The sequence below is a fragment of the Amycolatopsis nigrescens CSC17Ta-90 genome, from assembly GCF_000384315.1.
Taxonomy (GTDB): domain Bacteria; phylum Actinomycetota; class Actinomycetes; order Mycobacteriales; family Pseudonocardiaceae; genus Amycolatopsis; species Amycolatopsis nigrescens.
On the sequence record NZ_ARVW01000001.1, the window covers coordinates 8,170,257 to 8,182,039 of the forward strand.

At 70.6% G+C, this 11,783-nt stretch carries 11 protein-coding genes; 1 reads left to right on the forward strand and 10 read right to left on the reverse strand.

From position 1 onward, the window contains the following. Positions 1-35: 35 nt before the first annotated feature. The 3 genes from AMYNI_RS0138670 to AMYNI_RS0138680 all read right to left on the reverse strand — a co-directional run bounded on the left by AMYNI_RS0138670 (position 36) and on the right by AMYNI_RS0138680 (position 4,834). On the reverse strand, positions 36-1,241 hold the full coding sequence (locus AMYNI_RS0138670) for a GNAT family N-acetyltransferase (RefSeq protein ID WP_020673494.1): 1,206 nt from the start codon (positions 1,239-1,241) through the stop codon (positions 36-38). 39 nt (positions 1,242-1,280) lie between these two features. Then, a complete protein-coding gene (locus AMYNI_RS0138675; protein WP_020673495.1) occupies positions 1,281-1,934 on the reverse strand; it encodes a DUF4333 domain-containing protein in 654 nt (217 codons plus the stop codon). Positions 1,935-2,107: 173 nt separating this feature from the next. Further along, entirely contained in the window at positions 2,108-4,834 is a 2,727-nt protein-coding gene (locus AMYNI_RS0138680) for a DEAD/DEAH box helicase (protein WP_020673496.1), read from the reverse strand. A 186-nt stretch (positions 4,835-5,020) separates the two neighbouring features. Between AMYNI_RS0138680 and AMYNI_RS0138685 the strand changes: the two genes are divergently transcribed. After that, positions 5,021-6,211 carry an FAD-dependent monooxygenase gene (locus AMYNI_RS0138685; protein ID WP_020673497.1) on the forward strand — a complete coding sequence of 397 codons (1,191 nt, stop codon included), beginning with the start codon at positions 5,021-5,023 and terminating at the stop codon, positions 6,209-6,211. A gap of 24 nt (positions 6,212-6,235) precedes the next feature. Here the strand turns inward: AMYNI_RS0138685 and AMYNI_RS0138690 are convergent, their stop codons facing one another. From AMYNI_RS0138690 to AMYNI_RS0138720, 7 genes are all read right to left on the reverse strand, one after another. Continuing rightward, a complete protein-coding gene (locus tag AMYNI_RS0138690) occupies positions 6,236-7,198 on the reverse strand; it encodes a zinc-binding dehydrogenase (protein WP_157358162.1) in 963 nt (320 codons plus the stop codon). Between the two features lie 85 nt (positions 7,199-7,283). After that, positions 7,284-8,165 carry a diacylglycerol/lipid kinase family protein gene (locus AMYNI_RS0138695; protein ID WP_026361462.1) on the reverse strand — a complete coding sequence of 294 codons (882 nt, stop codon included), beginning with the start codon at positions 8,163-8,165 and terminating at the stop codon, positions 7,284-7,286. A gap of 7 nt (positions 8,166-8,172) precedes the next feature. Beyond that, positions 8,173-9,168: a twin-arginine translocase subunit TatC gene (gene tatC, locus AMYNI_RS0138700; protein WP_051116407.1), complete on the reverse strand. Its 996-nt coding sequence runs from the start codon at positions 9,166-9,168 to the stop codon at positions 8,173-8,175. A gap of 17 nt (positions 9,169-9,185) precedes the next feature. Beyond that, positions 9,186-9,503, reverse strand: a complete 318-nt coding sequence (gene tatA, locus AMYNI_RS0138705) for a Sec-independent protein translocase subunit TatA (protein ID WP_020673501.1) — start codon at positions 9,501-9,503, stop codon at positions 9,186-9,188. Between the two features lie 31 nt (positions 9,504-9,534). Further along, positions 9,535-9,744, reverse strand: a complete 210-nt coding sequence (locus tag AMYNI_RS0138710; protein WP_026361464.1) for a bacteriophage holin — start codon at positions 9,742-9,744, stop codon at positions 9,535-9,537. A gap of 10 nt (positions 9,745-9,754) precedes the next feature. Continuing rightward, on the reverse strand, positions 9,755-10,735 hold the full coding sequence (locus AMYNI_RS0138715) for a helix-turn-helix transcriptional regulator (RefSeq protein WP_020673503.1): 981 nt from the start codon (positions 10,733-10,735) through the stop codon (positions 9,755-9,757). Next, complete coding sequence (locus AMYNI_RS0138720) at positions 10,732-11,712, reverse strand: helix-turn-helix transcriptional regulator (RefSeq protein WP_020673504.1); 981 nt, start codon at positions 11,710-11,712, stop codon at positions 10,732-10,734. The genes AMYNI_RS0138715 and AMYNI_RS0138720 overlap by 4 nt, the downstream gene beginning before the upstream one ends. Positions 11,713-11,783 lie beyond the last annotated feature (71 nt).

Below are 11,783 nucleotides of genomic sequence, written 5' to 3' on the forward strand. Positions count from 1 at the left end.
CGCACCCCCGCAGCTTGATCGACTTCGGCAGAAAGTCAGAAGAAGGTACCGCACCAGGCGGCCAGCCGCGTGCCGAACAGCCGATCCGCCGTCGTGGGCGTGCCGGGATCCAGCACCTCGATCCGGCCGACGCCGGCCAGCCGCGACGCCCGCCAGGTGCCGAGGTAGAGCATGCTCAGCGTCGCCACGTCCAACCGGAGCTGCGCCGGTTCGCCGGTCGGCTCCGCCCCGTCGGCCGACACCCGGTACCGGCCGGAGTTGTTGTCCAGCAAGGGATCCGTCACCTCGATCACCACGGACTCCGCCGGGCCGCCGTAGTACCGCCGGGCGGCCAGCGCCGCCGGCACGTCCACCAGCCGCAGCCAGAGCCCGTCCTCCACCCCGGTGATCCGGCAGCACCGCGGATCCTCGAACAGCAGCTCCACCGGCTCGTCGTACGGGCGCATGCCGGCCTTGATCCGGTCCACCAGATCGACCGTGAGCAGGAACCGCCACAGCCCGGCGAACGCGCGGCCATGGGCGGCGTGCAGCGAGGTCACGTGCAGCACCGCGTCCCCGCCGGACTCGTGATCGACGAAGTAGACGGCGAACCCGTCGACACCGTGTTCACCGTGGTGCAGGGCGGCGGTCATCGGGCCGGCGTGCCTGTGCATGGAGCCCGGAAAACCGGCCCACCAGTAGGGCGGCCGGGTCATCATGCCCGGCCTGGTGTGCGGCAACGAGGCGTAGGCTTCGGCCAGCTGGTCACGAGCCCGCTGCACCGGCAACAGCTCGACGTCGCCGCCGGAGGGCACCTCGGGACGCAACCTCGCCCGATGACGGTCCACCGCACAGGACTTCGACACCGTGCCCACCCCGTAGCCGAACCGGCCGTAGATCCCGCCTTCGCTGGCGTACAGCCCGGCGATCTGCACGCCGCGGCCGGCCAGGTCCGTCAGCTGGAACCGCATCATCGCGGTGAGCGCGCCGCGCCGGGTGCGGTCCGCGCGCACTCCGACCCCGGTGACCGCGGCCAGTGGCACCCGGCGTCCGCCAGGCACGGTCAGTTCGCCGTCGAAGGACCGGGCCGTCCCGATCAGCGCCGGGTCGAACACGCCCAGCGTGCGTCCCGGCTGTTGCATGGCCGCCGCGCGCGCCCAGTCCTCGTCGCTGGGCGGCGGCAGGTGCAGCGAGTCCCAGAACAGGGCGCTGGCCGATGGATGCTCGTCGGGACTGAGAATCCGAACGGTGTGCTCGGTCATGCGAGGATGATGCCGGTCCGGTGGCGGACCCGCGAATCCTTACTTCGGGGTGCCGACCTCGTAGTTGCCGTCGGAGTCCTTCACCTTGATGGTGACCTTCTGCTCCTGGCCGCCGATCATCGCCGTGCAGTCGAAGGTGGTGTCCGCCTTGACTTCCTGCTTGTCCGGGCAGGTCACGCTCTGCACGCCCTGGATCTTGTAGGTGTCGGTGAGGATGCCCTTGATCGCGTCCTGCTGCGCGGTCGTGTCGAACACCTTGCTGACGAAGAAACCCGGCTGCCAGAACCCGGTGACGCCCAGTGCCGCGAGCACCACGACCAGCGCCACCACCCCGATCAGCAGGCCCTTGCCGGACTTCTTCTCTCCGCCCGGCTGCGGCTGCTGCGGGTAGCCGGGCGGCCCGAACTGGCCGGGCTGCTGGCCGTAGCCAGGCTGCTGCTGCGGCCCGCTCGGCGGGTACGCGCCGCCTGGTTGCTGCCCGTACTGGGGCTGCTGCGGCTGGCCGTAGCCCGGCTGCTGCCCGTACTGCGGCTGCTGAGGAGGTTGCTGCGGATACCCGGGCTGCTGGCCGTACTGCGGCTGTTGCCCGTAGCCCGGCTGCTGCTGCGGATAGCCGGGCTGGGGATTCGGAGGCGACCCATAGGGCTGCTGCCCCCATTGCTGCGGGTCGTTGCCGCCGTACGGCGTGCTCATCGTTTCGCCTCCGCCAGAATTAGCCGTCAGTGTCCGTCAGCGTCCGTCGGTGCCCGCTGTGGAGCCGGTCGTCCCGACTCATTATGCCGTGCGCGATCAAACCACAGTGTCGGTGTTCCGCACACGTAAGCAGGCCGCATACCGCGCAGAATTACCAACGGATCGGGTACCGGTCAGGCCGCGCCGGCCGCCACCACGCCCCGCCGCAGCGCCCGCACCGCGTCGGACGCGGCCGCGCCAACAGGGTCGCCCTTGCCGAGCACGTCGCGGATCTGGTCCAGCAGGTCGATCACCTGACGCGACCAGCGCACGAAGTCGCCGGCCGAAAGCTCCTGGCCGTTGGCTTCGGCAGCGGTGAGCACCTTCTCCAGCGACTCGCCGCGCGCCCAGCGGTAGACCGGCCAGGCGAACCCGGCGTCGGGCTCCCTGGTCCGCTCCAGCCGGTGCCGTCGTTCGTCCTCGGCCAGGTCGGTCCACAGCCGCACGGTCTCCTGCCATGCCTGCGGTACCTGCCCGGCCGGCAGCCGCGGCTCGCCGGCGGAGTCCCGGCGCGCCTCGAAGACCAGCGTGGACACCACCGCGGCCAGCTCCGCCGGCGCGAGCCCGCGCCAGGTGCCATGCCGGATGCATTCGGCGGCCAGCAGGTCGGACTCGCTGTACAGCCGGGCCAGCCGCCTGCCGTGCTCGGTGACCCTGGCGCTGGGGTCCTGCTCGGCGGCATCGCCGAGATAGCCGCGCTCCCCGAGCAGATCCCGGATCCGGTCGAAGGCGCGGGCCAGCGAGTGCGTGGTGGCGGCGACCTTGCGCTCCAGCTGCTCGGTCTCCGCGGCCAGCCGCTGGTAGCGCTCCAGCCAACGCAGGTTCGCCTCCCGCTCGGCGATCCCGTGGCAGGGGTGCGAGCGCAGCGCACGGCGCAGTGCCGCCAGTTCGCCGTCCTCGTTCGCCCCGGAACGCCGTTTCTCCCTGCTCGGCAAGGAGATTCCGGCGTTGCGCAGTGACGACGCGATATCGCGGCGAGTCTTCGGCGAGCGCAGTTCGACGTGCTTGGGCAGCCGGATGTGGCCGAGCGGCTCGACCGGGGCGGGAAAGTCGGCCAGCGACAATGGTCCGGACCAGCGGTCCTCGGTGACCACCACCGGCCTCGGCTCCCGGATCGGGTCCACCCCCGGGTCCACCACCACGGCCAGCCCGGCCCGCCGGCCGGCCGGCACCGCGATCACGTCGCCCTTGCGCAGCCTGGTCAGCGAGTCCGCGGTGCTCGCCCGGCGCGACGCGGTGTTCTGCCTGGCCAGCGCCTTTTCCCGCTCGGAGATCTTCTTGCGCAGCTCGGCGTACTCCAGCATCTGCTCGAAGTCGCCGCTGATGGCCTCGGTGTAGCCGTGCAGTGCTTCCTTGTTGCGTTCGATCCGGCGCGCGGTACCGACCACCGAACGGTCCGCCTGGAACTGCGCGAAGGACTGCTCCAGCAGGTCGCGGGCCTGGTCAGGGCCGAGCTGGGCGACCAGGTTGATGGCCATGTTGTAGCCGGGCCGGAACGAGGAGCGCAGCGGGTAGGTACGGGTGGAAGCCAGGCCGGCGACCTGCTTGGGGTCCACGCCGGGCTGCCAGAGCACCACCGCGTGCCCTTCGACGTCGATCCCGCGACGTCCGGCACGGCCGGTGAGCTGGGTGTACTCCCCGGGCGTGAGGTCGACGTGCGCCTCGCCGTTGTACTTGACCAGCCGTTCCAGCACCACGGTCCTGGCCGGCATGTTGATGCCCAGCGCCAGCGTCTCGGTGGCGAACACGACCTTGACCAGGCCGCGGACGAAGAGCTCTTCGACGGTCTCCTTGAACCGCGGCAGCAACCCGGCGTGGTGCGCGGCGATCCCGCGTTCCAGCGCCTCCCGCCACTCCCAGTAGCCGAGCACGCCGAGATCGCCTTCGGGCAGGTCCGCGGTCCGCTCGCGAACGATCCGCCGCACCTCCTCGACCTCCTCCGGCGAGTTCAGCCGCAGACCGGACCTGGTGCACTGCGACACCGCCGCGTCACAACCGGCGCGGGAGAAGATGAACACGATGGCCGGCAACAACCCGGCTGCGTCCAGCCGCTCGGTGACGTCCACCCTGGACGGTGGCCGGAACCGGGGGCCGCGGTCCTGGCCGCGCCCGCGGTTGCGGCCGCGGAACGCCGCGGGGCCGTACATCCGGCCGGTCTCCTCGGCCCGCCGCAGCAGGTTCGGGTTGATGCGCAGCTCGTCTCCCGGCGAACCGACCTTCTCCCCAGCGAACAGGTCCAGCATCCGGTTGCCGACCAGCATGTGCTGCCAGAGCGGAACCGGCCGGTGCTCGTCGACCACCACAGTGGTGTCGCCGCGGACGGTCTGCAGCCATTCGCCGAACTCCTCGGCGTTGCTGACCGTCGCGGACAGCCCGACCACCCGCACGTGCTCGGGCAGGTGCAGGATGACCTCTTCCCATACCGCGCCGCGGAACCGGTCGGCGAGGTAGTGCACCTCGTCCATCACCACGTACGCCAGTTCGTCCACCGTGGACGATCCGGCGTAGAGCATGTTGCGCAGCACCTCGGTGGTCATCACCACGATCTGCGCGTTGCCGTTGATCGAGGTGTCGCCGGTGAGCAGGCCGACCGCGTCCGCGCCGTAGCGGCCGACCAGGTCGGTGTACTTCTGGTTCGACAGCGCCTTGATCGGCGTGGTGTAGAAGCATTTGCGGCCCTCGGCCAGCGCCAGGTGCACCGCGAACTCGCCGACCACGGTCTTGCCGGCTCCGGTGGGGGCGCAGACCAGCACCCCGTGGCCGTCCTCCAGCGCCTCACAGCCGCGCGTCTGGAAATCGTCGAAACCGAACGGGGACTCGGCTGCGAACCGGGTCAGCTGGGAGTACTTCCCGCGGTGCATGGCGGCCGCATAGGCCTCGGCCGGGGAACGTGAAGGGCGATTGGCCACCTGATCAGGGTTTCACACCGTCACCGGCGCCCGCACGCGGTGGGCGTTCGAGCTGCTCCTGGGCCTTCTCGGGCCCGGGTAAGCGGCGGTCAGCGCGCGGTGCGGGCGCGGTAAGCGGGTCCGGCGATGGTCTCCCCCATGACCAAGAACAAGAACGTGCTGATCTCCGGCGCGAGCATCGCCGGACCCGCGCTCGCCCACTGGCTCCCCCGGTACGGCTTCGACGTCACCGTGGTGGAACGGGCGCCGGAGCTGCGGCCGGGCGGGCACAACGTGGACTTCCGCGGCGACGTGCACCTGAACGTGCTGGAGCGGATGGGCATCCTCACCGACGTTCGCCAGATGCAGACCCACGGCGGAAAGCTCGTGGTCGTGGACGGCGCCGGGCGGCAGCTGGCCGCGCTGCCGTCGGAGTTCATGAGTGGCGCCGTCGAGATCGGTCGCGGCGACCTGGCCACCATCCTGTACGACCGGACCAAGCACCAAGCCGAGTACGTCTTCGGCGACTACCTCACGTCACTGACCGAAACCGCCGGCGGTGTGGACGTGACCTTCGACCGGGGCGCGCCGCGCACCTTCGATCTGGTGGTCGGCGCGGACGGCATGCACTCCGGCGTCCGCGCCCTCACCTTCGGCCCGGAGTCGCGGTTCACCAAGTTCCTCGGCTACTACACCGCGGGCGCCTCCGGGCCCAACCACCTCGACCTCGACCACACCTCGCTGCTCTACAACGAGCCCGGCCTCGGGGTCATGATCGGCAGCAACCGCGACCGCGACGAGGCGGGCCCGGGTTTCGTGTTCGCCTCCGAGCAGCTCGACTACGACCGGCACGACGTGGAGCAGCAGAAGAAGATCGTCGCCGACCGCTTCCAGGGCGTCGGCTGGCTGACTCCCCGGCTGCTGGAGGACATGTGGGCCTCGCCGGACTTCTACTTCGACTCGATCAGCCAGATCCACCTCGACCGCTTCTCGAAGGGCCGGGTGGCGCTGCTCGGGGACGCCGGTTACGGCGCCACCATGGGCGGTATGGGCACCGGGCTGGCCGTGGTCTGCGCCTACGTGCTGGCCGGTGAACTCGCCACCGCCGCCGGTGACCACCGGGTCGCGTTCGCCGCCTACGAGCGGCGGATCCGGGACTACGCCAAGGGCTGTCAGAAGATCTCCGGCAACGCGGGACCGTTCCTCGCACCGCCGACCGAGGCGAAGATCCGGCGACGCAACCGGGCCTACCGGCTGCTCTCCGCCAAGCCGCTGCAGAGCTTCTTCAACCGGTTGACCACCAAAGCCGCCACCAACCTCACCCTCCCCGACTACCTCACAGCCAAATAGCCGGCTTTTTGCCCACGGGGCGGGTCAGGTGAGCAGCAGGGTCTTGCCGGTGACCGCGCGGGCTTCTATCGCGGCGTGCGCGTCCGCGGCCATCTCCAGCGGGAAGCTCTGCCCGAGCAGCGGGTGGAACCGGCCCGCGGCGGCTTCGGCCAGCGCCCGGGTGGCCAGGAAGTTCACGCTCGCGCCGATGTTCGCGAGCTGCCCGACTCTGAGCACCGTCACCCCGTGCCTGGCCGCGGTCTCCGGGTGGATTTCGGTGAGCGACCCGGCCGCCGCGCCGTGCACGGAGAATCGGCCACCTCGCGCGGTCACCCCGAACCCGGCACGGCCGATCTCCCCGCCGACCCCGTCGAACACCACGTCCGCCCCGGCTCCCCCGGTCAGCGCCATCACCTGCTCGGTCCAGTCCGGTTCGGTGTAGTCGACCACCGCCTCCGCCCCCAGCTCGCGGACCAGCTCGAGCTTGCGGGCCCCGCGGCCGGCACCGATCACCCTGGCGCCGGCCGCCCGCGCCAGTTGCACCAGCAGGCTGCCGAGGCCACCACCGGCGGCCTCGACGAGAACCCACTCGCCGGGACGGACATCGGCGGCATCGACCAGGCCCAGCGCGGTGCTGCCGTCGTGCATCAGCGCTGCCGCCTCGGGCAGCCCCAGCCCCTCCGGCACCAGGATCAGATCCTCGACGGCCACCACGGCACGCTCGGCATAGCGGCCGTCGCCGGTGACGACCCGCCGCCCGATCCACCCGGAATCGACCCCCTCGCCGACCGAATACACCAGCCCGGCGACCGCCCCGGTCGGCACGAACGGCGGCACCGGCAGCTCGGGCCCCGGCGAAAACCCGCGCCGCAGCTGGGTGTGCACGAAAACCACCGACACCACGGACGCGCCGACCACGACCTGGCCCGGACCGGCCACCGGGTCCGGCGCCTCCGTGGCCACCAGCACCTCCGGCGCACCGAACGCTGTCGCCTCTACTACTCGCATGCTGTCCATTCCCCCGTCCCTGACCGCCGTTCGTGGAAAGCCTCGGACCTGAAGCGAACTGGAGGTCAATCGCTGGTGACCCGGATCACCCGACGACGGTCAGCGCATCCGGCACGCAGCGCAGCGACACCGGCAAGGTACCGAGCGGTTCCCCGTCCGCGTAGGCGGGCCAGCTCGCACCGGCCACGCTGATCTCCCGCGCGCGCAGCGTCCGCACGCCGGGCCGTTCCACATGCCGCCCGGTGCGCAGGCTCGGCAGGATGCGCAGCAGCTCGCCACGGCCGGCCTTGCCGACCACGGTGACGTCGAACAGGCCGTCGTCCGGCTCGGCGCCGGGACAGATCGGGATACCGCCGCCGTACCAGGCGGTGTTGCCGACCGCGACCAGCATCGCGTCCAGCTCCAGCAGCTCGGTTTCGGTCTCGACGGTCACCGGGCCCGCGCGAAAGGAGGCCAGCTCGGCCAGGATCGCCAGGTCGTACCGCCGGGGCCCGGACGGCCAGCGCATCCGGTTGGCGCGGGCGTTCACCGCGGCGTCGAAGCCGGAGCACAGCACCGTGGCGAACCAGGTGCCGGCCACCCGGCCGAGGTCGATCCGCCGCCTGCGCCCGGACCGCAACGCCGCCACCAGCTCGGCCACCGCGGCCAGCGGGTCCGGCGGCACCCCGAGCGCCCTGGCCAGGTCGTTGCCGGTGCCGGAGGGCACCAGCGCGAGCGCCACGTCGGTCCCGGCGCAGAACTGCACCCCCTGATGCGCGGCACCGTCCCCGCCGAGCACCACCAGCACGTCCAGCCCGTCCGAATGCGAACGGGCCATCAGTGCCCTGGACTCCTCAACCGTGTTCGCCACCAGCAGGTCCAGCCGGTCAACCTCGGCGCGGAGCCGCTGCGCCACCGTGCCCGCGATCCTGGCCGCCGCGCCGTGTCCCGAAGCAGGGTGCACGGCGAGAGCCGCGTGAATACCCACTCGCGGATCAGGTCACGTCGTCGGTGCTCGGCTTGCCGCCGGGCTTGGTGGCCGCGGGTGCCGTGGTGTCGGCGGTGTCGGTGTCCGTGCTGTCTTCGACCGTGCTGGGCGTGTAGTCGAAGGGCGCCGCCTCGTCGTCGGCGAGCTGGTCCCAGCCCTCCTCCTTGCGCAGCCGGTCCTTCTTCCGGTCGTGCAGCCTGGCGAGCTGAATGGCGAACTCGTTCAACACGCACAACGCACCGGCCAGCGCCAGCATGGAGAACGGGTCGTTACCGGGCGTGGCGAAGGCCGCGAAGACGAACAGCCCCATGATCAGGCCGCGGCGCCACTTCTTGAGCTGCTGGTACTTCACCGCCCCGACCCGGTTCAGCATCACCACCAGCAGCGGCAGCTCGAAGCTGACCCCGAAGATCAGCAGCAACGCCAGGATGAACGAGATGTACTTGCTACCGGACAGCGCCGTGGTGAAGTTGTCCGCGCCGAAGCCGACCAGGAACTGCAGGGCGTTCGGCACCAGCAGGTACGCCAGCACAGCGCCGGCGCCGAAGAGCACGGTCGCGAAACCGACGAAGGTCATCGCGTACTTGCGTTCCTTGGCGTACAGGCCCGGCGCGATGAACGCCCAGATCTGGTACAGCCAGCCCGGCCCGACCAGCACCATGCCCGCCGCGATACCGACCTTCAGCCGGATCAGGAAGACCTCGAACGGCTCGGTCTGCAGCAGCGTGCACTCCTGGCCGGGAAAGACCGCCCTGGACGTCGGCGGCAGGGCGCAGTACGGGCCGGTCATGATGTGGCCGAGCGAAGGGATCGGCCCCACGTTCGTGCCGAACCAGATGAAGCCCAGAATTCCGCCGGCGAGCACGAACATGATCGCGAAGGCGAGCCGCCTGCGGAACTCGTAAATGTGCTCGATGAGGGTCATCGTGCCGTCGGGGTTGTGCCGACGGCTGCGCTTGCGCCGCTTACCTCGGCGCGGGGACGAGGTTCCTGGATCCACCACTGAAGGATCCGTTCCCGTCAGCTGGCGTTCTTCTGCGCCGGATCCGCGGCCTGCTGCTTCTTCAGCTCGTCCAGCTGGCGCTGGAGGTCAGCGACCTGCTGGTCGGTGCCTGCGGCCTGCGGAGTGGAGGCCGGCAACGCCTTTGTCTCGGCGTCTTCAGCAGGCTTGTCCTTGTCTTCGGCGGCCTCGCCCTTCATGTCCTTGGTCTCGGCCTTGAAGATCTTCATGGACTTGCCGATGGACCTCGCCGCGTCCGGCAGCCGCTTCGCACCGAACAGCAGCACCACAACAAGGACCAGAATAATCAAGTGCCACGGCTGCAGCCCGTTCAGCATCGGTGGCCTCCCATCTTCGTCTGTACAGATCTTACGTTGCTGACGCGTCGCGGCGCTGCTGGATCGCCACGCGTATTGCGGCCGAGCGGGCCCGCAGCAGTCCGGCCTTGTCCTGGGTGTCCGTAGCAACCATGCTCATGGTGTGGCGGAACCGGCGCAAGAGCCGAAAGATGCGGGTGAGCAACACTCCGAGTAGAAGAATCCCCAGAACGGCGAGCGCGATGCTCGGCAAATAGGACACGTCGGACACCTTACTGCTTCCATGTTGACGGAACGTGAAGTCCCCGGGCCAAGGCGTCGGACGCGCGCCGACGAACAGCCTCCGCCAGCTCGGCCGGACGCTCCACCTGGACCTCACCGCCAAGGCTGAGCACCAGCCGGACCATCCAGGACTCGTCGCCGTAGCGCATCCGCACCCGCAGCCTCCCACCGTCCAGCTCGGCCAGCTCCTCCGAGGGGTAATACTCGGCCACCCACCTCGCGTCCGGATCCAGGACCAGTTCGGCCACCGGCTGCTCGGGCCGCGCAGAGAACACCCCGTCCGAGATATCGGTCGGCTCCGCGTGCGCCGGCGGCACCGCCGGCTCGTCCAGCACCCGCAGGTCGTCGATCCGATCCAGGCGGAACAGCCGGACCCCCTCCGCCCGGCGGCACCAAGCCTCCAGATAGCCGACGGCCTGCACGATCAGCAGCCGCATCGGGTCCACGGTCCGCTCGGTGATCTGATCCTTCGACGCGGTGTAGTAGCGGATCCGGAGCGCACGCCGCGCCTTCATCGCGTCCTGCACGGCCTGCCTCGTCCTGGCGGTGCTCGCCGCTTCACGAACCGCCTTTCCGACCACCACGCCGGAAGGCTGCGCCTGGCCGGCGGCGGTTTCGATCTTCGCGATCGTGCGGTGCACGGCGTCCGCGTCCACCACGCCCGGTGTCTCGGCCAGCGCGCGCAGGGCGACCAGCAACGCCGTCGCCTCACCGCCGGTAAGCCGCAGCGGCCTGCTCATCCCTGCGTCGTAGGTGACCGTGACGGTGTCGCCCTCGAAGGACAGGTCGATCAGGTCACCGGGACCGTAGCCGGGCAGGCCGCACATCCACAGCAGCTCGAGGTCCTTGCGCAGCTGCCGCGGGGAGACGTCGAAGTCCCGTGCCGCCTCGTCGATCTCGATCCCCGGCCTGGCCAGCAGGTACGGCACCAGAGCGAGCAGCCTCGGCATCCGCTCGGAGGAACCGCTCACGGCCTGCCTCCGTGGTGCACGATGGCCTCCAGCCGATCGCGCACCGACTTCGCCAGCACGTCGGGTTCGAGCACCAGCACGTCGGGGCCGTGCCCGGCGATCCAGTCCGCCGCGCTCTCCGGCGCGAACAGCTCGATCTCGGCCAGGTCGCCGTCCACCCCGTCCACGGCAAGCCTGCCGACCAGCTTCGCGTGCCGCCGGACCCCGGCCGCCCGCCGGTCGGCGATCCACACCGTCGCGGTCGCCACCGGCGTCGGGTCCTGGTCTCCGGTCACGGCCACGAACTCCAGCAGGTTCACGTCCTCCGGACGGCGCACCTCGCCCGGCTTGCCGACCGTGCGCACGTCACCGCTGACCCTGGACAGCCGGAAGCAGCGCGGCGCCTGCCGGTCCCGGTCGTGGCCGATCACGTACCAGCGCGCCTTCCAGGACACCACGCCCCACGGCTCGAGGGTGCGCATCAGCCGGTCCGGCGAGCCCGACCGGCGGTACTGGAAGCTGACCGCCTGCCGGTTCTGCACCGCGGCCAGCAACGGGGAGAACGCGGACTCGGCCCGCACCCTGGACTCGACCACGGTCGGCGCGCCGTTCTCCACCTCGACCCCGGCCGCGCGCAGCTTCACCAGCGCGCCCTGCGCCTGCCCGGTCAGCTCCGGCGAGTCCCACAGCCGGACGGCCAGTCCGACCGCGGTCGCCTCGTCCGGCGCCAGCTCGATCTCGCCGAGCTCGTAGTCGCGACGGGCGATCCGGTAGCCCTCCACCGAGTCGAAACTCGAGTTTCGGCCCGTCTCCAGCGGAATGCCCAGCTCGCGCAGCTCGGTCTTGTCCCGCTCGAACATCCGGAAGAACGCCTCGTCGCTGACCGCGTCGGCATACCCGGGCACGATGCCGCGAATCCGCTCGGCGGTCAGATACTGCCGGGTGGACAGCAGCGCGAGCACCAGGTTGACCAAGCGTTCGGCGCGGGCGGTGGACACGAGTCCACAGTAACTCGGACCGGCGAACCCGATCGTGACCGGTGCACGCGCGTCGGCTTCTTTCGCACCAG

Bases quoted from the DNA above. Each gene is read 5' to 3' on its own strand.
- AMYNI_RS0138670 (WP_020673494.1), bottom strand. From the start codon at position 1,241: ATGACCGAGCACACCGTTCGGATTCTCAGTCCCGACGAGCATCCATCG.
- AMYNI_RS0138675 (WP_020673495.1), bottom strand. From the start codon at position 1,934: ATGAGCACGCCGTACGGCGGCAACGACCCGCAGCAATGGGGGCAGCAG.
- AMYNI_RS0138680 (WP_020673496.1), bottom strand. From the start codon at position 4,834: ATGCACCGCGGGAAGTACTCCCAGCTGACCCGGTTCGCAGCCGAGTCC.
- AMYNI_RS0138685 (WP_020673497.1), top strand. From the start codon at position 5,021: ATGACCAAGAACAAGAACGTGCTGATCTCCGGCGCGAGCATCGCCGGA.
- AMYNI_RS0138690 (WP_157358162.1), bottom strand. From the start codon at position 7,198: ATGCGAGTAGTAGAGGCGACAGCGTTCGGTGCGCCGGAGGTGCTGGTG.
- tatA (WP_020673501.1), bottom strand. From the start codon at position 9,503: ATGCTGAACGGGCTGCAGCCGTGGCACTTGATTATTCTGGTCCTTGTT.